General features: G+C 70.6%; 17 protein-coding genes and 1 rRNA gene. 1 reads left to right on the top strand and 17 read right to left on the bottom strand.

Going from position 1 to position 21,145, the window contains the following annotated elements; genetic code table 11:
• Positions 1-7: 7 nt before the first annotated feature.
• From proB to AB0J71_RS21575, 16 genes are all read right to left on the bottom strand, one after another.
• Complete coding sequence (gene proB, locus AB0J71_RS21650) at positions 8-1,138, bottom strand: glutamate 5-kinase (RefSeq protein ID WP_352325650.1); 1,131 nt, start codon at positions 1,136-1,138, stop codon at positions 8-10.
• Positions 1,139-1,654: 516 nt separating this feature from the next.
• Positions 1,655-3,007 carry a GTPase ObgE gene (obgE, locus tag AB0J71_RS21645; protein ID WP_352325647.1) on the bottom strand — a complete coding sequence of 451 codons (1,353 nt, stop codon included), beginning with the start codon at positions 3,005-3,007 and terminating at the stop codon, positions 1,655-1,657.
• Between the two features lie 137 nt (positions 3,008-3,144).
• Positions 3,145-3,402 (bottom strand): 50S ribosomal protein L27, encoded by a 258-nt coding sequence (gene rpmA, locus AB0J71_RS21640; protein ID WP_012893687.1) that lies wholly within the window; start codon positions 3,400-3,402, stop codon positions 3,145-3,147.
• Between the two features lie 15 nt (positions 3,403-3,417).
• The gene (gene rplU, locus AB0J71_RS21635) at positions 3,418-3,720 is read right to left on the bottom strand and encodes a 50S ribosomal protein L21 (protein ID WP_055506260.1); all 303 of its coding nucleotides are present in this window, start codon (positions 3,718-3,720) and stop codon (positions 3,418-3,420) included.
• 208 nt (positions 3,721-3,928) lie between these two features.
• Positions 3,929-6,592 carry an Rne/Rng family ribonuclease gene (locus tag AB0J71_RS21630; RefSeq protein ID WP_364415672.1) on the bottom strand — a complete coding sequence of 888 codons (2,664 nt, stop codon included), beginning with the start codon at positions 6,590-6,592 and terminating at the stop codon, positions 3,929-3,931.
• 699 nt (positions 6,593-7,291) lie between these two features.
• Positions 7,292-8,044, bottom strand: coding sequence for a TIGR03936 family radical SAM-associated protein (locus AB0J71_RS21625; protein ID WP_352329263.1), 753 nt, complete (start codon positions 8,042-8,044; stop codon positions 7,292-7,294).
• A 152-nt stretch (positions 8,045-8,196) separates the two neighbouring features.
• Entirely contained in the window at positions 8,197-10,107 is a 1,911-nt protein-coding gene (locus AB0J71_RS21620) for a TIGR03960 family B12-binding radical SAM protein (RefSeq protein ID WP_352329261.1), read from the bottom strand.
• Between the two features lie 69 nt (positions 10,108-10,176).
• Positions 10,177-11,340: a rod shape-determining protein RodA gene (gene rodA, locus AB0J71_RS21615; RefSeq protein ID WP_352329260.1), complete on the bottom strand. Its 1,164-nt coding sequence runs from the start codon at positions 11,338-11,340 to the stop codon at positions 10,177-10,179.
• Positions 11,337-13,385, bottom strand: a complete 2,049-nt coding sequence (gene mrdA, locus AB0J71_RS21610) for a penicillin-binding protein 2 (RefSeq protein WP_364393154.1) — start codon at positions 13,383-13,385, stop codon at positions 11,337-11,339. Before mrdA ends, rodA begins: the two co-directional genes overlap by 4 nt.
• Positions 13,382-13,846 (bottom strand): rod shape-determining protein MreD, encoded by a 465-nt coding sequence (mreD, locus tag AB0J71_RS21605; protein WP_352328456.1) that lies wholly within the window; start codon positions 13,844-13,846, stop codon positions 13,382-13,384. Before mreD ends, mrdA begins: the two co-directional genes overlap by 4 nt.
• A gap of 90 nt (positions 13,847-13,936) precedes the next feature.
• On the bottom strand, positions 13,937-14,815 hold the full coding sequence (gene mreC, locus AB0J71_RS21600; protein ID WP_352328455.1) for a rod shape-determining protein MreC: 879 nt from the start codon (positions 14,813-14,815) through the stop codon (positions 13,937-13,939).
• The gene (locus AB0J71_RS21595; protein ID WP_352328454.1) at positions 14,815-15,846 is read right to left on the bottom strand and encodes a rod shape-determining protein; all 1,032 of its coding nucleotides are present in this window, start codon (positions 15,844-15,846) and stop codon (positions 14,815-14,817) included. Before AB0J71_RS21595 ends, mreC begins: the two co-directional genes overlap by 1 nt.
• 273 nt (positions 15,847-16,119) lie before the next feature.
• The gene (gene ndk / locus AB0J71_RS21590) at positions 16,120-16,530 is read right to left on the bottom strand and encodes a nucleoside-diphosphate kinase (protein ID WP_352328453.1); all 411 of its coding nucleotides are present in this window, start codon (positions 16,528-16,530) and stop codon (positions 16,120-16,122) included.
• Between the two features lie 165 nt (positions 16,531-16,695).
• The gene (locus tag AB0J71_RS21585) at positions 16,696-18,270 is read right to left on the bottom strand and encodes a hypothetical protein (RefSeq protein WP_364415670.1); all 1,575 of its coding nucleotides are present in this window, start codon (positions 18,268-18,270) and stop codon (positions 16,696-16,698) included.
• 11 nt (positions 18,271-18,281) lie between these two features.
• Positions 18,282-18,623 carry a DUF4233 domain-containing protein gene (locus AB0J71_RS21580; RefSeq protein ID WP_364415668.1) on the bottom strand — a complete coding sequence of 114 codons (342 nt, stop codon included), beginning with the start codon at positions 18,621-18,623 and terminating at the stop codon, positions 18,282-18,284.
• A complete protein-coding gene (locus tag AB0J71_RS21575; protein WP_352328450.1) occupies positions 18,620-19,945 on the bottom strand; it encodes a folylpolyglutamate synthase/dihydrofolate synthase family protein in 1,326 nt (441 codons plus the stop codon). Before AB0J71_RS21575 ends, AB0J71_RS21580 begins: the two co-directional genes overlap by 4 nt.
• Positions 19,946-20,100: 155 nt before the next feature.
• Here AB0J71_RS21575 and AB0J71_RS21570 point away from each other — a divergent pair, with 155 nt between their 5' ends.
• A complete protein-coding gene (locus tag AB0J71_RS21570) occupies positions 20,101-20,934 on the top strand; it encodes a carbohydrate-binding protein (protein ID WP_352328449.1) in 834 nt (277 codons plus the stop codon).
• Positions 20,935-21,057: 123 nt separating this feature from the next.
• Here the strand turns inward: AB0J71_RS21570 and rrf are convergent.
• Positions 21,058-21,145 (bottom strand): 5S ribosomal RNA (gene rrf / locus AB0J71_RS21565); the annotation flags it as partial.

The following is a 21,145-nucleotide window of genomic DNA, read 5'->3' as shown; positions in this document are numbered from 1 at the left end:
GTGCTCCTCACTGGTGACGGGTTTCCAGTATGACGATGTCGTCGCGGTGGATCAGCTCGCGTTCATATTCCGGACCGAGCGCGCTGGCCAGCTCCTTCGTGGAGCGGCCGAGCAGCCCCGGGATCTCCACGGCGTCGAAGTTGACCAGGCCGCGCGCCACCACGCCGCCCTGCGGCCCGCACAGGTCGACCGGGTCGCCCGCGGCGAACTCGCCCTCCACGGACGTCACGCCGGCGGGCAGCAGCGACTTGCGCCGGCCCACGATCGCCTCGACCGCCCCCTGGTCGAGGTGCAGCCGGCCGCGCCCGGTGGTGGCGTGGGCGAGCCACAGCAGCCGTGTGCCGGGGTGACGGCCGCCGGGGTGGAAGTAGGTGCCGATGTCGGCCCCGGTGAGCGCCTGGGCGGCGTGGGCGGCGGCGGTGAGCACGACCGGCACGCCCGCGCCCGTCGCGATCCTGGCCGCCTGGACCTTGGTCACCATGCCGCCGGTGCCGACCGCCGCGCCGTTCCTGCCCAGCTCGACGCCGACCAGGTCCTCGGGGCCGCGCACCTCGGCCAGCCGGCGCGAGCCGGGCCGGCTCGGCGGGCCGTCGTAGAGGGCGTCGACGTCGGACAGCAGCACCAGCGCGTCGGCGTGGATCAGGTGGGAGACCAGCGCGGCGAGCCGGTCGTTGTCGCCGAACCTGATCTCGTCGGTCGCGACCGTGTCGTTCTCGTTGACGATCGGCACGATGCCCAGCTCCAGCAGCCGGGCCAGGGTGCGCTGGGCGTTGGCGTGGTGGGCGCGGCGCATCATGTCGTCGGCGGTCAGCAGCACCTGGCCGACGCGCAGGCCGTACCGGGCGAAGGACGAGGTGTAGCGCGCGACCAGCACCCCCTGGCCGACGGAGGCCGCCGCCTGCTGGGTGGCCAGGTCGCGTGGCCGCGCCGACAACCCCAGCGGGCCGAGACCCGCCGCGATCGCTCCCGACGACACCAGCACGATCTGCGCCCCGGCACGCCGCCGCGCCGCCAGGACGTCGACCAAGGCGTCGACCCGGTCGACGTCGATCATGCCCTGGGGGGTGGTGAGCGAGGAGGAGCCGACCTTGACGACGACCTTCGACGCTGAGCTGATCTGTTCCCGCACGCCTGACAGCCTATCCGCGCCCCACCCCCACCCCCGTCCCCCGTTCACCCCCCGCAGAACCGCAACAGAACGGCGACAGCCCCCGCGCGACGCCCGCCTCCAGAACCTGCACCCCGAGAAGCCCCAACAGCCCCCTGCGGCCCCCTGTGGAACCACAGCGCCCCCGACGCGCGACCGCCGCCGCAAGCCCTGCCCTCATGGAACGGCGGCGATCCCAGCCCACACGACCACCACCACCGGCCGCTTCACCCCCGTGGAACCACAACGGACCCGCCGCAAGAACCACCGGCGGGCCCGTTCACGACGCCCCCACCGACTGGGTTCACCCCATGGGACGTCACCAGCCGACCGTCACCTCGAATGAGGGTCACCCCCGTAGGACGGTCACCAGCCGGCGGTCACCTCGAATGAGGGTCACCTCAAACGACGGTCACCAGCCAGCGGCCACGCCACACGGCAGACATGCCATACGGCAGACACGCCACACGGCAGACACGCCAAGACGACCGTCACCCTCGGCAGCCGTCAGCCCAGGCGGTTGTCCGAGCCGCGCGGCCCCTGACGCACCGACTCGGCGCTGAGCGTCGGCTGCCAGTCGAAGACGTACCCGCCCTCCATCGGCCCGATGACCACCTCGGCCCCCGCCTTGGCGCCCGCCTTGACCAGCTCCTCCTCCACGCCGAGCCGTTCGAGCCGGTCGGCCAGGTACCCGACGGCCTCGTCGTTGCTGAAGTCGGTCTGCCGGATCCACCGCTCCGGCTTCTCCCCGGTGACCTGGAACAGGTTCTCGTTCACCCGCCGCACCTTGAACCCGGCCTCACCGAGCTGCTTGGGCCTGATCACCAGTCGGGTCGGCTCCTCGACCGGCTTGTTGGCCCTGGCCGCCGCCACCCACTCGCCCATCGCGTACGTGAGCTCCCGCAACCCGTCGTGCGTGGCCGCCGAGATGACGAAGACCTGCAGCCCCCGCTCCTCGAACTCGGCCCTGACCAGGTCGGCCAGCTCCCGCGCGTCGGGCACGTCGGCCTTGTTCAGCACGATCATCCGCGGCCGGTCCTCGAGCTTCCCGTACGCCCGCAGCTCGGCCTCGATCACCTCGTAGTCGGTGACGGGGTCGCGCCCCGGCTCCATGGTCGCGCAGTCGATGACGTGCACGAGCATGTCGCAGCGCTCGACATGGCGCAGGAACTCGTGCCCGAGCCCCTTGCCCTGCGAGGCCCCCGGGATCAGCCCGGGCACGTCGGCGACCGTGAACACGTTCTCGCCGGCCGTCACGACCCCCAGGTTCGGGATGAGGGTGGTGAACGGATAGTCCGCGATCTTCGGCTTGGCCGCGCTCAGCGCCGCGATCAGCGACGACTTGCCGGCGCTGGGGAACCCGACCAGCGCCACGTCGGCGACGCTCTTGAGCTCCAGCATGACGTCGAGCCCGTCACCGGGCTCCCCCAGCAGCGCGAACCCGGGCGCCTTCCGCCGGGACGTGGCCAGCGCGGCGTTCCCGAGCCCGCCGTGACCGCCCTGCGCGATCACGTACCGGGTGCCGGCCCCCACGAGGTCCACCAGCACCTCACCCGTGTTGGCGTCCTTCACCACGGTCCCGTTCGGGACGGCGAGGATCACGTCGTCGCCGTTGGCGCCGTCGCGGTTGGAGCCCTGCCCCTGCTTGCCGTTGTCGGCCTTGCGGTGGGGACGGCGGTGGTAGTCCAGCAGGGTCGCGGTGTTGGGATCGACCTCAAGGATCACGTCGCCGCCACGGCCGCCGTTCCCCCCGTCGGGGCCGCCGAGCGGCTTGAACTTCTCCCGGTGGATGGAGGCGCACCCGTTCCCTCCGTCACCGGCCTTGACGTGCAGGACCACCTGGTCCACGAAGTCCGGCATCCAGCTCTCCTCCATCAAGCCCACCAGGGCATACAAGATCAATCACAACATGGCGCCCCCGCAGGGCCCCCAGAAAACGCCTAAGGGGTGGATCGACAGGCGATCCACCCCTTGAAGCAACACCGAAGCGAAGCTGATTACTCCGCGACGGGAACGATGCTGACGGCGCGACGACCGCGCTTGACGCCGAACTGCACGTGGCCGGCGGCCAGCGCGAACAGCGTGTCATCGCCACCGCGGCCGACGTTGTCGCCGGGGTGGAAGTGGGTGCCGCGCTGACGAACGATGATCTCGCCCGCGTTCACCAGCTGGCCGCCGAAGCGCTTGACGCCCAGGCGCTGAGCGTTGGAGTCACGGCCGTTCCGGGTGGACGACGCGCCCTTCTTGTGTGCCATCTCTCAAACTCCCGATCAGGCCTGGTCGATACCGGTGATCTTCACCTGGGTGTACCGCTGACGGTGACCCTGGCGCTTCTTGTAACCGGTCTTGTTCTTGTACTTGAGAATGCGGATCTTCGGGCCCTTGGTCTCGCCGAGGATCTCGGCGCTGACCGTGAACTTGCCGGCCTCGGTGGTCACATCGCCGTCGTTGACGACGAGCACCGTCGGCAGCGTAACCGAAGAGCCGACCTCGCCGGCGACCTTGTCCACCTCGAGGACGTCACCGACGGAGACCTTCTGCTGCCTGCCGCCGCAACGAACGATCGCGTACACCGCGGAACCCTTCTACTGACTCGCTGTTGCCCTCAGCCGCCCCGCATCGAGGCGGCCGCCGAATGCTGCGCCTATCATTCGGCCTGTCTCAAACCGACGAACCGAGTAAGCGCGCCAACAGGGCACGTCACCTGACGCACCGATTCACCAGGGTACCGCTTAACGGTGCCCTAGGCGAACCGGACGGATCGTCGGAAGCCTGCCGAGGCTACTCGGCGGACTTGGCTCGGCGGGAGCGTCGCCGCCCTCTGCCGGAAGTCTGGCTGGCCTGGTCGTCCTCAGCCGGGACGTCATCAAGCGCACCGGTCACGGTATCACGGCTGGCGGAGTCCTTGGCCGCGGAAACCTTGTCCGAGACCGCCTTCTCGATCGCCATCTTGCCCTGCGTGCCGCGCGGCTCCGGCTTCGTCTCCACCGGCTCGGTCGAGACGATCAGCCCGCGCCCGTTGCAGCACTCGCAGGCCGTCGAGAACGCCTCCAGCAGCCCCTGACCGACCCGCTTACGCGTCATCTGCACCAGGCCCAGGGAGGTCACCTCGGCGACCTGGTGCTTGGTCCTGTCGCGCGCCAGGCACTCCAGCAGCCGCCGCAGCACGAGGTCGCGGTTGGACTCCAGCACCATGTCGATGAAGTCGATGACGATGATGCCGCCGATGTCCCGCAGCCGCAGCTGGCGCACGATCTCCTCGGCCGCCTCCAGGTTGTTCCTGGTGACGGTCTCCTCGAGGTTGCCGCCCTGCCCGGTGAACTTGCCGGTGTTGACGTCGACGACGGTCATCGCCTCGGTACGGTCGATCACCAGCGAGCCGCCGCTCGGCAGCCACACCTTGCGCTCCAGCGCCTTGCCCAGCTGCTCGTCGATCCGGTACGACTCGAACACGTCGCCCTGCCCGGTGTCCCAGCGCGACAGGCGCTCGGCCAGGTGCGGCGCGACGTACTTGACGTAGTCGTCGACGGTGTCCCAGGCGTCGTCGCCCTGCACGACCAGCGAGGTGAAGTCCTCGTTGAACACGTCGCGGACGACCCGGATGGTCAGGTCGGGCTCGGCCGACAGCAGCTCGGGCGGGCTGGCCGACTTGGCCTTCTTCTGGATGTTCTCCCACTGGGCCGACAGCCGGGCCACGTCGCGGGCCAGCTCGTCCTCGGAGGCGCCCTCGGCCGCGGTGCGGACGATCACACCGGCGTTCTCCGGCATGACCTTCTTCAGGATGCTCTTGAGCCGGGTGCGCTCCTTGTCGGGCAGCTTGCGGCTGATGCCGGTCATCGACCCGTCCGGGACGTACACCAGGTAACGGCCGGGCAGGCTGATCTGCGAGGTGAGCCGGGCGCCCTTGTGGCCGATCGGGTCCTTGGTGACCTGCACCAGCACCGACTGGCCGGACTTCAGCGCCGACTCGATGCGCTTGGGCTGGCCCTCCAGCCCGGCGGTGTCGAAGTTCACCTCACCGGCGTACAGGACGGCGTTGCGGCCCTTGCCGATGTCCACGAACGCGGCCTCCATCGACGGCAGCACGTTCTGGACCTTGCCCAGGTAGACGTTGCCGACGTAGGACTGGCTGGCCTCGCGGTTGACGTAGTGCTCGACGAGCACGCCGTCCTCCAGGACCGCGATCTGCGTACGGTCGCCCTGGCGGCGCACCACCATCATGCGGTCGACGGACTCACGGCGGGCCAGGAACTCCGACTCCGTGATGATCGGCGGACGCCTGCGGCCGAGCTCGCGCCCCTCGCGGCGACGCTGCTTCTTAGCCTCCAGACGGGTCGAGCCGCGCACGCTCTGCACGCCGTCGGTGGCCGTCTCCAGGGAGGCGGCGCGGCCGGAGCGCGGCGCGCGGATGCGCACCACGGTGTTCGGCGGGTCGTCGGTGGAGGGCTCCAGGGTCTCCTCGGTGCCGCGGCGGCGACGACGGCGACGGCGACGCGAGCCGACGGCCTCTTCCTCCTGGGCCTCCTCGCCGGCGTCCTCGCCTTCCTCCTCGTCGCCTTCCTCGCCTTCCTCCTCGTCACGCTCGCGGGCCTTGCCGCGGCCCCGGCCGCCACGACGGCGCCGGCGGCGGCGGCCGCCGCCCTCCTCCTCCTGCTCATCGGAGGTGTCGATGTCGCCCTCGTCCTCGACGAGGGTCTCGTCGACCAGCTCCTCGATCTCCTCGGGCTCCGGCTCGGGCTCGGGCCGCCGGATCACGGCGGGCTTGCCCTGGGTGGGGTCGGGGGCCTGGAACAGCGGCGCAAAGATGGCCGCCGGACGCTGGAACGCCGTGCCAGGCTCGTCGTGCCTGCGCGCGCTCAGCCCGAAGGGGTCGGCGAGCAGGCTCGGCCGGTCGACGTCCTCGTCGAGGTCCTCGCCGGCGGGCTCGTCGTCGAGCGGCTCGTCCTCGGGCAGGATCTCCAGGATGTCCTCGTCGGCCGCCTCGGCGGCCTCGGGCACGGTGACGGCCACCTCGACGTCGGAGGGCGTCGCGACGACCTCGACGTCGGCGCCCGCCGGCGCCTCGACGACGACCTCTTCGGCCTTCTTCCGCGTACGCCGCCGCTTGGGCGCCTCGGCCTCCTCCTCCGGGAGCGCTCCCGCGACCTCCGGCTCGGCCTTCTTCGTCGTACGGCGGCGCGTCGTGGTCGCGGTGGACCGCGTGCGCGTGGCCCTCTTGGGCTTCTCCTCGGGAACGTCGGCGGCTTCCACCACGGCGTCGGCCACGGCGGCCTCGACCACACCGGCCACCTCGCCGGCACCGGCCGGGCCACCCGCGTACGCGGGGCTCTCGGCCTCCGGCGCGCCCGGACTCTGCACCACCGGCGCCACGACCGGCTCGGCCGCACCGGCCACCTGCCCGGCGGCCTCCCGCCGCTCGACGACCGGCGCCACGACGGGCTCCACAGCGGGCTCCACGACAGGCTCTGCCGACGTGCCGGCCTGCGAGGCGGCAGGGCTCTCAGCCTGCTGCGGCGCCGGCCCCTCAGGCGCGCCGGCCCCGGCACCACCAGGCGCGCCGGCCCCGGTCACGGCACCTTCGGGCGCGCCGGCCGGGGCGGAGGCGCCCTGCGGCGCACCGGCTCCAGCCACGGCGCTCTCGGGCGCGCCGGGCTGTGCCTGAACGCCCGCCGGGCCACCCTCGGCGGCTCCGGCCGGGCTTGCCGGCGCTTCGGGCGCCGCCGCGCGGGCCCTGGTTCTCCGGCCACGCCCGGCGTCGGGCGCGGGCTCTCCGGCAGCACGCTGCACGGCGTTGGTCTGCACCGGTTGCACGTCGGCAACCGACGGCGCGGCCTGGGCGGCCGCGACGGTGATCGGGGCGGTGGCGGCCGGCTCCTCCGGCAGCTCCGGCGGAGGACCCGCCGGGCGGCTCGCGGAGCGGCGACGCCTGGTCACCTTGGGCTGTTCAGTTGTCTCCCCGTCAGGGCCAGTGGCCCCGGCGTTGGGCTCGTTGTCGAGCATGCGGGCGCTCTCCCGTCAGCTCCCGGGCGCGTCGCCGCGCCGCGCAGGAGCCCTCGTGTCTCGTTGTCCGCCCCCGCCCCCGGAAGGGAGGCGCGGGCGCCAAGTCCTGTCAGCGGTGGCGCCCCGCTCGCGCAGGGCACCTCCTTAGCCGACGACGTGCTCACCCGCCGGTCCCGCCTCGCCGCCGCGCGTCGTATCGCGGTCAAGGCCGAGCGGGTCGGCAAGCGCACCGGTACCGGCGTCGAGCGGCCCCTGCGCCAGCCTGGTCACCTCGGGGGGAACCGGCGGCGCGAAGTCGGCCACAAGGCGCAGCCCTGTGAGCACATCATCGGGTCGAACGGCAGGCGTCATGTGCCGAACAACCATGCGCAGTATGACACACGTCTGTCCTGGCACCTGAGCTGCGGTTCTGTCTGTTCCCTCGGACACCACGAGCCCCAGGACGGCCTCCCGCGCGTCGAAACGCCGGGGGCCCTTCTTGGTGAGGCGCTCGACCTCCACGGTGCCCGCCGCGAGGAACTTCTCCACCGCCGTCTCGGCGAGCTCGCGATCGGCCCCGGGCAGGCGTACCTCCCAGTCGGAGACCTCCAGGCGGTCGGCCAGCCCCCCTGGGCCGGCCTGCACGACGTCGAGCACGTCGAGACCGGGCGGCAGTGACGCGTCCAGGCTGGACTTGACCTGCTCGGGGTCGCACAGCCTGGTGACACCGATCTCGAGGTATTCGGCCTCGCTGGCGACGCCGGTCGGCGCTGCGCCCGCGTAGGAGATCTTCGGATGGGGCGAGAAGCCCGCGCTGAAGGCCACCGGAATGCCGGCACGGCGGACCGCCCTCTCGACGGCCCGCGAGATGTCGCGGTGACTGGTGAAGCGCAGACGTCCGCGCTTGGCGTAACGCACACGAAGGCGCTGCACCGTAGGCGCGGGCGGAGGCCCGTCGGGAACAGGTTTCAGAGCTTTGCGTCCTTCCCTTGTAAGAGTTCCTTCTCCCAGGATAAGCCGCCGCGACACGTGTACGTGTACGCCGTGACACGGCTCGCCCACTGAGCGCGCTAGACCACTGTGAGAGGAAGGAGCTTGCGTCCTGTCGGGCCTATCTGGATCTCGGTGCCCATGGTCGGGCAGACCCCGCAGTCGTAGCACGGAGTCCAGCGGCAGTCTTCGACCTCGCCGCCGGACACGGCCTCCTGCCAGTCCTGCCAGAGCCATTCACGGTCGAGACCGGCGTCGAGGTGGTCCCACGGAAGGACCTCGTTCTCGGCCCGCTCACGCGTGGTGTACCAGTCGACGTCGACGCCGGCCTTCTCCGCGGCCTGCATCCATCTGTCGTAGGAGAAGTGCTCGCTCCACCCGTCGAACCTGCCGCCGGCCTCCCAGACGGCCCTGATCACCGCGCCGACCCTGCGGTCGCCGCGCGAGAGCAGGCCCTCCACGATGGACGGTTTGCCGTCGTGGTAGCGGAAGCCGATGGCCCGGCCGTACTGCTTGTCGCCGCGCAGCGAGTCGCGCAGCGCCTTGAGCCGCCGGTCGACGGTCTCGTGGTCGGCCTGCCCGGCCCACTGGAACGGGGTGTGCGGCTTGGGCACGAACCCGCCGATGGAGACGGTGCAGCGGATGTCGCGGCTGCCGGTCGCCTCACGGCCCGCCTGGATGACCTTCTTGGCCAGGTCGGCGATGCCGAGCACGTCTTCGTCCTGCTCGGTGGGCAGGCCGCACATGAAGTAGAGCTTCACCTGCCGCCAGCCCTGCGAGTACGCGGTGGTGACCGTGCGGATGAGGTCTTCCTCGGAGACCATCTTGTTGATCACCTTGCGCATGCGCTCGGAGCCGCCCTCGGGGGCGAACGTGAGACCCGAGCGCCTGCCGTTCCTGGAGAACTCGTTGGCCAGGTCGATGTTGAACGCGTCGACCCGGGTCGAGGGCAGGGACAGCGAGGTGTTGGTGCCCTCGTAGCGGTCGGCCAGGCCCTTGGCGACCTCGCCGATCTCGGAGTGGTCGGCCGAGGACAACGACAGCAGGCCGACCTCGTTGAAGCCGGACTCCTTGATGCCGTTGTCGACCATGGCGCCGATCGTGGTGATCGAACGCTCCCGCACCGGACGGGTGATCATGCCCGCCTGGCAGAAGCGGCAGCCGCGCGTGCAGCCGCGGAAGATCTCCACGCTGAACCGCTCGTGCACCGTCTCGGCCAGCGGCACCAGCGGCTTCTTCGGATAGGGCCACTCGTCGAGGTCCATCACGGTGTGCTTGTGCACCCGCCACGGCACCTCGGATCTGTTGGGCGCGACCCGCTTGATGCGCCCGTCGGGGTGGTAGTCGACGTCGTAGAACTTCGGCACGTAGACGCCGCCGGACTCGGCGAGCCGCATCAGCAGCTCGTCGCGCCCGCCGGGACGCCCCTCGGCCTTCCACTCGCGGATGACCTCGGAGATGGCGATCGAGATCTGCTCGCCGTCGCCGAGCACGGCCGCGTCGAGGAAGTCGGCGATCGGCTCGGGGTTGAAGGCCGCGTGACCGCCGGCGAGCACGATCGGGTCGTCCTCGCCCCGGTCGGCCGCGTTGAGCGGGATCCCGGCGAGATCGAGCGCGGTCAGCATGTTGGTGTAGCCCAGCTCCGTCGAGAACGACAGGCCGAGCACGTCGAAGGCGCGCACCGGCCGGTGGGCGTCGACGGTGAACTGCGGCACGCCCTCGGCCCGCATGAGGGCCTCCAGGTCCGGCCAGACCGCGTAGGTGCGCTCGGCCAGCGTGCGGGGCAGCTCGTTGAGGATCTCGTAGAGGATCGCCACGCCCTGGTTGGGCAGCCCGACCTCGTAGGCGTCCGGGTACATCAGCGCCCACCGCACGTCGGCGGAGTCCCAGTCCTTGACGGTCGAGTTGAGCTCACCCCCGACGTACTGGATGGGCTTCTGCACCTTGGGCAGCAGCGCTTCCAGGCGGTGGAATATCGACTCGACAGGCATACCGTCCAGGGTAGCGGCGCGCGGACGGTGACAAATCCGGCCCACCGGCGGACGGCCCCCGTTACGCGCTCAGTTGAACGACTGCCGCCGCACTCTGATGGCCAGAAGCAGCCCTACCGCCATGAGGTTCGCGAACGTGGCAGTACCGCCATAGGACACGAAAGGCAGCGGCAGGCCGGTGATCGGCATGATCCCGATCGTCATCCCGACGTTGATGAACGTCTGGAACGCGAACCAGCACACGATCATGCCCGCGACCAGCGTGCCGAACCGGTCGTCGCAGTGCCTTGCGACCTTCAGCCCGCGCAGCAGCACCACGCCGAGCAGCAGCACCACGGTGACCGACCCGATGAACCCGAACTCCTCCCCCGCCACCGTGAAGATGAAGTCGGTGTGCTGCTCGGGCACGAACCGGCCGGTCGTCTGCCCGCCGCCGAAGAGCCCCTTGCCCAGCAGTTGCCCGGAACCGATCGCGATCAGCGACTGCGTGCTGTTGTAGCCCACCCCGCGCGGATCGACCTTCGGATCGACGAACGCGGTGAACCGCGCCACCTGGTACGGCTCCAGCAGGTTGAACCAGAACACGCAGAACACCCCGGCCGCCGCCACGAGCACCAGCCCGACGATCCACCGTTTGCGCACGCCCCCGATCACCAGCCCCGCGGCCGTGATCACGGCGAGCACGAGCGCCGTGCCGAGGTCGGGCTGCAACATCACCAGCCCCATCGTGATGCCCGCCGCGACCAGGGCCAGCGTGATGTCCAGGCCCCGCGGCCGGTCGCTGCCCTCGGCGGGCTGGGCCAGCAGCATCGCGATGATCAGCAGCAGCCCGACCTTGGCGAACTCCGACGGCTGCACCGCGAACCCGCCGCCGAGCAGGATCCACGAGTGCGACCCGTTGATCGTCGCGCCCAGCGGGGTGATCACCAGCGCCAGGCCCACCAGCGACACCAGGAACACCAGCGGCGCGTACGCCCGCATCGCCCGATGGTCGACCATCGCCACCACGGCGCACAGGGTCACGCCGATGACCTCGTTGAGCAGGTGTTTCTTGACCAGCCCGGTGGCGCCGGGCGCCCACGTGCGGGTCGAGGACCACACCAGCAGGGTGCCGATCAGGCACAGCCCGGCCACCGCGACCAGCATCAGCCCGTCCATGCGGCGCACCACCGAGTGCTCGCCGATCGCCCGCTGGATGAGCGAGGGCCGCCGCGCGGCCACGGCGCGGTTCATTGGTGGATCACCGTCCCGTCGGGCGCGAACTTCGGCAGCTTGGTCGGGAGTCTTCCGCCGGGCACGGCGGCCGGCTCCCCCTTGAAGCCGTAGATGCCCTCGTAGATCTCGCGTGCGGCCGGCGCCGCGGTCGAGGCGCCCATGCCACCCTGCGACACCATGACGACCACCACGAACTGCGGATTGTTGGTGGGCGCGAACGACGCGAACCACGAGGTGTCCTTCTTGCCCCACACCTCCGCGGTACCGGTCTTGCCGCCGATGCGCACCTTGTCCATCGGGAAGCCGGTGAACGCCCCCGCCGCGGTGCCGTCGGAGGGCACCTGGCTCAGCGCGTTCTTGATGTAGTTACGCTCCTTGTCGCTGATCGGCAGCTTGCCGACCACCGGCACGTCGATGGTCTTGACCACCTTGCCGTCGGGCCTCACCTGCGCCCACCCGATGCGCGGGCTGCGGACCTTGCCGTCGCTCACCAGCGCCATGTACGCCCGCGCGAGCTGCATCGGCGTCACCAGGACGTCGCCCTGCCCGATGGCGAAGTTGGCCGAGTCACCGGGCCGCAGCAGGAAGCCCTCGGTGCAGTTCTCCAGCGCCAGGCGTTTGAGGAACTCGGCCCGCGCCCGGTCCTTCTCCTCCGGATATCCCTTGCGCGACCGCTCGCAGCTCGTGGCGCTGGTGCGGTTCCACAGGTCCTTCTTCCAGGCCCGGTCGGGGATGCGCCCGGAGGACTCGCCCGGCAGGTCGACCCCGGTCGGCCGGCCGAAGCCGAAGGCCCTGGCCGTGTTGGCGAACACCTCCTTCGTGCGCTTCTTCGGGTTGCGCCCGCCGTCCTTGAGGTACTGCTCGTACGCCGCCCGGTAGAAGATCGTGTCGCACGACTTAACGAGCGCCGTGTGCAGGTTCATCTGCCCGAGGCCGATCCCCCGGAAGTTGCTGAAGGACCGGTCGCCCACCATGTAGGCCCCCGGGCAGTCGTACGTGCCGTTGAGTGGATACCCGGCCCGCAACATCGCCGACACCGACGACACCTTGAACGTCGAACCGGGCGCGAACTGCCCGTTGATCGCCCGCGACACCAGCGGCTTACCCGACTTGTCCGACAACAGCCACTGGTATCCCTTGGCCGAGATGCCACCGGCCCAGATCTCCGGGTCGTACCCCGGCGCGCTGGCCACCGACACCACCCGCCCGGAACGCGCGTCGAGCACCACCGCGGCGCCGCCGTCGGCCCCGGGCGCGTTCTTCATCGCGTGGGCGAGCGCCTTCTCCGTCACCGCCTGCACCCGCGCGTCGATGCTGGTCACCAGGTGGTCGCCGGCGACCGGCGGCACCTGCTCCTCGACCCCGAGGGCCTTGCCCATCCGGTCGACCTGCACCCTGCGCAGCCCCGACTTGCCACGCAGCGCGTCGTCGTAGACGTACTCGATGCCGTCGCGCCCCGCCAGGTCGACACCGGAGAAGCTGGCCTTGAGTCCCTCGCGCTTCTCCAGCTCCGCCTCGGTCACCGGCTGCAGGTAACCCAGCATCTGCGCCCCGGCCCGGCCGCCCGGGTACTGCCGGACGGAGTGGATCTCCGCGGTCACCCCCGGGAACTCCTCCTGCCGCTCCAGGATCTGCAGCGCCTCGCGCGTGTCCACCTTCTCGTCCAGCGGAACCGGCTGGTACGGCGACCCCGTCCAGCACGGCTTGCCCACCCCCGGCCCGCAGGGCGTGATGCGCTGCCGCAGGTCCTTGACCGGCCGGTCGAGCACCGAGGAGAGCCTGCGCAGCACGCTCATCCCCCCGCCCGGCATCCTGTTCAGCTTCGTCCGGTCGACGGACACGACCAGGGCCGTGCGGTTGCGCACCAGCGGACGCCCCGACGAGTCGAGGATCTGCCCCCGCACCGCGGGCACGATGACCGTGCGCGTCCTGGTCTCCATCGCCCTGGTCACGAACTCCTGGCCACGCACGACCTGCACCTGCCACAGCCGTACGGCCAGCACGACGAGCAGCAGCACCACCAGGACGTGCAGCACCAGCAACCTGGTACGCATGCGGATCATGTCGAGTACCTCGGCTGTCTCCCCCGGGTGGCCAGCCAGATCACCACCGGCGCCACGATGAGCGTGTAGAGGACGGTGACGGGCACCTGCTGGGTGAGCGTCGCCAGCGACACCCGCGGATCGGACAGCAGCCCGGCCACCCCCACGGCCACCAACGGCGCGATCAGCACGCACAACACGACGGTCGTAGCCGGCCCGCCCGCGCCGCGCCCCGCCACATAACCGACCACGGCCAGCACGAACGCGTACTGGCCCATCAGATGGGCCGTCGGCGGCACCAGGTCCACCAGCAGCCCCGAGAAGAATCCGACCATCGCCCCCGCCACCGGCCCGCGCTCGAGCGCCATGCCCACCACCGCCAGCAGCACCAGGTCAGGCGCGCCGCCCGCCGGCAACGGCAGCCGGTTGACCAGCATGACCTGTGCCAGCAACGCCAGCACCACGACCATCGCCCCGATCACCGCGCCTCCGTCCCCGCCGAAAGCAGCACGCTTCTCATCCCCCGATCACCACACCAGCAGCGACCTCGCCGGAGGCCGTGCCGTCGCCGATCACCGCGCCCCCTCCTTGACCGGCAGCACCGCGTCACGCGGATCCCGCTTGGGCCCTTCGACCACCACCCCGACCACGTCGAGCGCCGTCAGGTCGGCGAACGGCCTGGCGTAGGCGATCCGGGTCAGCTCCCCCGGCGTCGACTCCACGCGTTCGATCACCCCGATCGGCACCCCCGGCACGTACGGCCGCCCGTTCTTGGAGCCGAAGCTGACGATGCGCCCGCCCCGCTCCATCGGCGCCGTCGAGTCGAGCAGCCGGAACTGCACGAGCCGCCCGTTCTCGCCCACCCCGTGCACCACGCCGATCTCCTGGCCGCCCTCCAGCCGCCCCCCGGCGGCCGAGGCGGGGTCGCTGAGCAGCACCACCGTGGAGGTGGCCGACGAGGCGTGGATGACCCGGCCGACCAGCCCGTCACCGTTGAGCACCGTCATGTCGGGACGCACCCCGTCACCGGTGCCCACGTCGATCTGCACGCTGTCCTCGAACCCCGGCTGCCCGCGCCTGGCCACCACGTTGGCCGTGACCACCTTGTAGCCGCCGGTGCCGGAGAGGCCGAGCAGCTTCTTCAGCTCCGCCGAGCGGGTGGCGTCGAGCGTGCTGGAGGACAGCCCGGCCCGCAGCCTGGCGTTCTCCTCCTGCAGTTGCTCGATGTGCCGCTGCGCGCTGGGCGCGCTGGCCAGGGCGTGCAGGAAGCCGCCGACGGGACGCACCACGCCCCCGCCGAACCGCTCGGCCGCGCCGAACACCCAGGACCCCGCCGAGCGCAGCGGACGCAGCGGTGAGCTGTCGCCCGCACGATGGTCGATGGTCAGGACGACCAGCGCCGCCATCAGCAGCACTCCCAGGATCAGCCGGGCCCGGCGCGAATCTCTCATCAGTGCCGCGACTCCGGAACGAGCACCTGCTGCAGGGCCTCGAACTCCTCGGCGCACTTGCCCGAGCCGATGGCGACCGAGTCGAGGGCGTTCTCCACCAGGTGGACGGGCATGCCGGTCTCGGCCTTGACCCGCTCGTCGAGGCCCTTGAGCAGGGCACCGCCGCCGGTCAGGGCGATGCCGCGGTCCATGATGTCGCCCGACAGCTCCGGCGGGCACTTGTCGAGGGTGGTCTTCACCGCGTCGACGATCGCGTTGACCGGCTCCTCGGTCGCCTTGCGGATCTCCTCGCTCGACACGATGATCGTCTTGGGCAGCCCGCTGATCAGGTCGCGCCCCCGCACCTCGGCGTGCGTCTCCTCGCCGTTGGGGCAGGCCGACCCGATCGCCATCTTGATCTCCTCGGCGGTGCGCTCGCCGAGCATCAGCGAGAACTCCTTCTTGGCGAACGTGATCACCGCCTGGTCGAGCTCGTCGCCGCCGATCCTGATCGACTGGCTGGTGACCACGCCGCCCATCGAGATGATGGCCACCTCGGTGGTGCCGCCGCCGATGTCGACCACCATGTTCCCGGTGGGCTCGTGCACCGGCAGCCCGGCCCCGATGGCGGCGGCCATCGGCTCCTCGACGATGTAGACCTTCCTTGCGCCGGCCTGGTACCCGGCTTCTTTCACCGCGCGCTGCTCGACGCTGGTGATGCCGCTCGGCACGGCGATGATGATGCGCGGCTTGGCGAAATGGCGTCGTCTGTGCACTCGTTGGATGAAGTAGCGCAACATCCGTTCGGTGACGTCGAAGTCGGCGATCACGCCGTCCTTCAGCGGGCGGACCGCGACGATGTTGCCGGGCGTACGACCGATCATTCGCTTTGCCTCGATGCCCACCGCCACGATCTTGCCTGTGGTGGTGTTGATCGCTACGACTGACGGCTCATTGAGCACGATGCCCCGGCCACGCACGTATACCAACGTGTTGGCGGTGCCCAGATCGACCGCCATGTCACGGCCGAGAAACGCGAGCTTGCTGCCCATGGGGAACGGAGCCCTCCGTATCGTCGTTCGCGAATGACTACGGATCGAATTCGAATCGTAACGTGACGTACCCACCAGTGAGCGCAATGAGCCCTCGCGCTCCACAAAAATCTCCAGCCCCTACCTCAACCTGGATTTTGCCCGAATTGCACCCACACGACCGGATCAACTGCGCCCACGCCTGCCAGACTCGGTGAACGCTACAACGTGCCGCCGACAAAAAGACGCGCCCGCACGGCGTGAAGCCGGCGGGCGCGCGGGTGGAGCTGACTGCTAGAAGCGGTCGGGGAAGAAGATCTTGATCTCCCTGGCTGCGGACTCGGGCGAGTCGGAGCCGTGGACGACGTTCTCGCCGATCTCCAGGGCGTGGTCGCCGCGGATGGTGCCAGGGGCGGACTTGACCGGGTCGGTGGCGCCGGCCAGCGCGCGGAAGGCCTCGATGGCGCGCGGGCCCTCAAGGACCATGGCCACGAGCGGCGCCGACGTGATGAAGTCGACCAGTTCGCCGAAGAACGGCTTCTCGGCGTGCTCGGCGTAGTGCGCCTTGGCGGTGTCGGCGTCGAGGGTGCGCAGGTCCATCGCCACGACCTTGAGGCCCTTGCGCTCCACGCGGGCGATCACGTCACCGATGAGGCCACGCTTCACCCCGTCGGGCTTGATCAGGACAAGAGTGCGCTCGGACACGTGTGGTTCTCCTTTGAACAGATTCGGGTCGCGGCTACGGGCGCCTGGCCTGACCACGAGGGCGCTCCGCGGGACACGGCCCTCGCGTCGCCATAGCCGTCGCTCAGCTTACCGTCCGCGCCCACACCCTCGGCGCCACAGGCATGACCCGCGCGGGCGAGGACTTCAGGACCGCTCGCCGTCCTCCGGCGAGGGCGCCTGCGGCGGCACGGCGGGCACGGGCTCGTCCGGATCGTCCTCCTCCGGCGCGGGCGAACCCTCGGGAGCGATCGAGCCCCACGTCGTGACCGGCTCCCGCGCCGCCCCGCGCTCGCGGCCGGCCCCGACCGAGACCGCGACCTCCGCCGGCTCCCCGCCGGACGGCGGCTCCTCCTCCCGGGACGGCCGCCGCCCCATCACCGCCGCCAGCACGATCACGCCCACCAGCAGGAACCCGCCGACCAACGCCCACCAGTGCAACGCGCCCACGAAGCTGTCGACCAGCTCCTGGCGTGACCCGACCCCCTCCAGCATCCACATCTGCACGCCGGTGCCCAGCAGATAGCCCGCCAGCACCCCGGCGACGCCCAGCGACAACCCGAACGCCGCCGCCCCGATCCCGATCTCGCCGAGCGTGGCCGTGACCGCCACGGTCGCCCCCACCGCGAGCAGCGTGAACGGCACCGCCAGCACCAGCCCGTCGGCCGACGGGACGACCAGCCGCACCGAGCACAGGCCGACCACCATCGCCAGCAGCCCGAGCGGCACCGCGAGCCGCCCCGCGCCCTTGGCGAACATGCGCACGCCCACCCCGGCGACGACCGCGAGCACCGCCGCCACCCCGAACGGCGTCCACAGCCCGCGCAGCCCCGGCCCGCCCAGACCGCCCATCTCCACCAGCGTGACCTGCGCCGTGCTCGGCAGCAGCACCACCCCGACGGCCACCATCGTGTACGCGTGCGTGCGGCCCTCCGCCCGGCCGATCGAGCCGAGCGCCAGCAGCCCGGCGATCGCCACCCCCGCCAGCAGGAGCACCGGGACGACGCCCCACCCCGCGCTCGCCGTGCTGACCGCCACGACCGCGATGCCCGCCGCGGGCACGGCCGCGAGCAGCAGCCAGCTGCGCTCCCTGGCGTCCGGCGCGGGCGCGGGCCGCCGCCCGGCGAGCCTCCAGACCAGCAGGTACGCCGCCGCCAGCGCCAGCGCGACCCCGGTGACCATCGGGTACGGCTGCAGCGTGACCTTCCAGCTCGTCACGTCGACCAGCGGCCAGAGCGCGAACGCCTGAGCCTCCAGCAGGCTGACGCACAACACCCCGGCCCACAGGCCGCGCAGCGCGGGCGTACGGTCCCAGACCGCCACCAGCGTGGCCGGCACTATCAGGCCGCCGCCGACGCCGCGCAGCACGCGTACGACGCCGACGACCAGCTCGGAGGCCGCGTAGCCGCCCGCCGCGTCGGCCACCGCCACCAGGGCGAGCCCCGCGACCAGCACGTGGGCCACCTTCATCCGCCGCAACGCGACGGCCGCGAGCGGCACCGTCAGCATCAGGGCGGGCAGCGCCAGCCCGTGCGTACGGCTCAGCCCGATCTGGTCGAAGTCACCCGGCAGCAGGTCGGCGACCACGGACAGCGTGTTGGGTATCGCGACGATCGCCAGCGGCAACGCCACGAGGACGAGCAGCCCGAGAACCACGTCGAGCAGCCAGGAATGTCTGAGGCCAGCCGGATGCGGCGACCGTTGAATCGGGGGGACGGCCATGTAGGCCGACTTTAGCGGGAAGTCACGCCCTCGACACGGCGAGCTACGATAATCGCGGTGATCCACAGCGCCGCGAAGATCGCGCCGAGGAAGAACATGGTCGGCACGAGGAAGCCCGTGGCGATGGCCAGCACCTGGATGACACTGCCCATGACGTACCCGAAGGGCCGTTTGAGCAGGCCCGCGGCGACCACGCACAACACCAGCAGCCCGATGCCCACCGTGACGGCGAGCGCGGGGGCCACGCCGCCCACGGTGATCGCCACCGGCGTGATGAGCCCGGCCACGATGGCCTCCATGCCGAGCACGCTCGCACCGAGCCTGCGCATGCCCGGTGTCACCTCGAAGTTCATCTCACACCATCCGCTTTGAGCAGATGCCGGGCATCTCCGGCCGTCACCACCGAACCGGTGATGAACACCCCGGTCCCGCTGAACTCGCCCTCGGCGTCCGCGATGCCGATGCCCCTGTCGAGGGCCTCGTCGAGCCGCTCGACGACGTGCACGCGGTCCTCGCCGAACAGCGGCACGGCCAGCGCGGCGAGCTCCTGCGCCGACAACGACCTGGGTGAGGAGTTACGCGTCACCACGATCTCGTCGAGCATCGGCTCCAGCAGCTCCAGCAGGGTCTCGACGTCCTTGTCGCGCATGACGGCGACCACGCCGATCACCTTGGCGAAGTCGAAGGCCTCGTGCAGCGCCTCCAGGCTCGCCTCCAGCCCGCCGGGGTTGTGCGCCGCGTCGATCACCACCGTGGGCGTGCGCCGTACGACCTCCATCCGGCCGGGCGAGGCCGCCTGGGCGAACGCCTGGCGCACCAGGTCGGCGTCGAGCGGATCGTCGCCACCGGTCAGCGCCTCGACGGCGGCCAGCGCGCACACCGCGTTGCTGGCCTGGTAGCTGCCGTAGAGCGGCAGGTAGATCTCGTCGTAGACGCCCTTGAGCCCGCGCAGGGTGAGCAATTGCCCGCCCATCGCGATCTCCCGGCCGAGCACGCCGAACTCCAGCCCCTCCCGCGCCACCACCGCGCCGACCTCGGCCGCGCGACGCATCAGCACCTCGGCCGCGGCCAGCTCCTGCTGAGCGAGCACGGTCGTGGCGCCCGGCTTGATGATCCCGGCCTTCTCCCCGGCGATGCTCGGGATGTCAGGACCCAGACGATCCATGTGATCGAGGGAGATGGGCGTGATGACCGACACCAGGCCGTCGGCGACGTTCGTCGCGTCCCACGACCCGCCCATGCCGGCCTCGATGACCGCGACGTCGACCGGCGTGTCGGCGAACGCCGCGAACGCCATGGCCGTCAGCAGCTCGAAGAACTGGATGCGCCGGTGCCCCTGCGCGTCGGCCAGCTCGACGTAGGGCGCGATCTCCTCGTAGACCTCGGCGAAGCGCTCCTCGCTCAGCGGCTCACCGTCGACCGTGATGCGCTCGCGCACGGTGACCAGGTGCGGGCTGGTGAACCGGCCCACCCTGAGATTGCGCTCCCGAAGCAGCGCCTCGGTCAGCCGCGCCGTGGTCGTCTTGCCGTTGGTGCCGGCGATGTGTATGACCGGGTACGCCCGCTGAGGCGAGCCGAGCAAATCCATAAGCGCAGCGATCCTGTCGAGCGTCGGCTCGAAGTCCCACTCGACGCCCCGCTCCAGGATGGCACGTTCAACCGCACGATAATCCACCCCTCAACCCTACTGACCACGCGTAGCGGTCTGGACGCGGGACAAACATATCGTGAATCGTATAGAAAATTAGAGGGTACTCACCTCCGCCGCAGGGTGCCACCTTGGAGAACAGCCTGCTCTACCCCCCAGCAGGCGCTTTCAAGGAGGCCATCGTGGAAGGCGAGAACACTCGCGAGGAAAGGCAGCGCGGAATCACCAGAAAGGCGCTGTTCAAGGCGGCTCTCATAGCGACACCGGTCCCGTTCCTGATCGGCGAGGTGCCGGCCCTGGCCCGCACCATGGCCGGAACCGGCCAGCAGCTTGAGCCCACCCCGTTCTGCGACGACGGTGACGATCTCACGATCTCGCAGACCGAGGGCCCCTACTTCAAGCCCAACTCCCCCCAGCGCTCGACCCTCCCCGGTTCGGGAACCCCGCTGACGGTGAGCGGATACGTGTTCGGACTGTCGTGTCAGCCACTGGCGAACGTCCTGCTCGACTTCTGGCAGGCCGACGCCAACGGCAACTACGACAACGTCACGTACAACTTCCGTGGGCACCAGTACACGAACGCCCAGGGGGCCTTCAAGCTCACCACCATCGTGCCCGGCCTGTACCCCGGTCGTACGCGGCACATCCACGTCAAGGCGCAGGCTCCGGGCCGCGGGATCCTCACCACGCAGCTCTACTTCCCGGGCGAGCCGCGCAACAACACCGACACCATCTACGACCCGAGACTGCTCATGAACGTCCGCCCCGTCGGCTCGGGGAAGGAAGCGACGTTCGACTTCGTGCTCAACGTCCAGGGAGTGCCACCCACACAGACTCCCACTCCCACGCCCACGACTAGCCCGTCTCCGGGCGGCGGAACCTGGAAGGTTGGGGTGACCTACCAGGCGGGTGACCAGGTGACCTACGGCGGGTCGACGTACCGGTGCCTGCAGGGGCACACGTCAATGGCCGGCTGGGAACCACCCAACGTGCCGGCCTTGTGGCAGCGCGTCTGACCCACTGGTCCCCGAACGCAAAAAAGGGCCACCCCGGCTGCTGGGGGTGGCCCTGTTCGTGTTGCCATGCCCGTGAACGCGAAGAAGCCCCACATGAACCGTGTGGGGCTTCTTCGAAAGATTGTCCGGCGGTGACCTACTCTCCCACACCCTCCCGAGTGCAGTACCATCGGCGCAGAGAAGCTTAACTTCCGGGTTCGGAATGTAACCG

Origin of the sequence: Nonomuraea sp. NPDC049637, from assembly GCF_040675235.1 — a bacterium.
Taxonomy (GTDB): Bacteria; Actinomycetota; Actinomycetes; order Streptosporangiales; family Streptosporangiaceae; genus Nonomuraea.
Note: the sequence above shows the minus strand (reverse complement) of the source record. Positions and strands in the feature narration are given on the sequence as shown.

Excerpts from the sequence above, each read along its gene's own strand:
- AB0J71_RS21595 (WP_352328454.1), bottom strand. The coding sequence starts at position 15,846 with ATGGGCAGCAAGCTCGCGTTTCTCGGCCGTGACATGGCGGTCGATCTG.
- AB0J71_RS21585 (WP_364415670.1), bottom strand. The coding sequence starts at position 18,270 with ATGGCCGTCCCCCCGATTCAACGGTCGCCGCATCCGGCTGGCCTCAGA.
- obgE (WP_352325647.1), bottom strand. The coding sequence starts at position 3,007 with ATGCCGGACTTCGTGGACCAGGTGGTCCTGCACGTCAAGGCCGGTGAC.
- mrdA (WP_364393154.1), bottom strand. The coding sequence starts at position 13,385 with ATGATCCGCATGCGTACCAGGTTGCTGGTGCTGCACGTCCTGGTGGTG.
- mreC (WP_352328455.1), bottom strand. The coding sequence starts at position 14,815 with ATGAGAGATTCGCGCCGGGCCCGGCTGATCCTGGGAGTGCTGCTGATG.
- rpmA (WP_012893687.1), bottom strand. The coding sequence starts at position 3,402 with ATGGCACACAAGAAGGGCGCGTCGTCCACCCGGAACGGCCGTGACTCC.
- rodA (WP_352329260.1), bottom strand. The coding sequence starts at position 11,340 with ATGAACCGCGCCGTGGCCGCGCGGCGGCCCTCGCTCATCCAGCGGGCG.
- AB0J71_RS21580 (WP_364415668.1), bottom strand. The coding sequence starts at position 18,623 with ATGAACTTCGAGGTGACACCGGGCATGCGCAGGCTCGGTGCGAGCGTG.
- AB0J71_RS21620 (WP_352329261.1), bottom strand. The coding sequence starts at position 10,107 with ATGCCTGTCGAGTCGATATTCCACCGCCTGGAAGCGCTGCTGCCCAAG.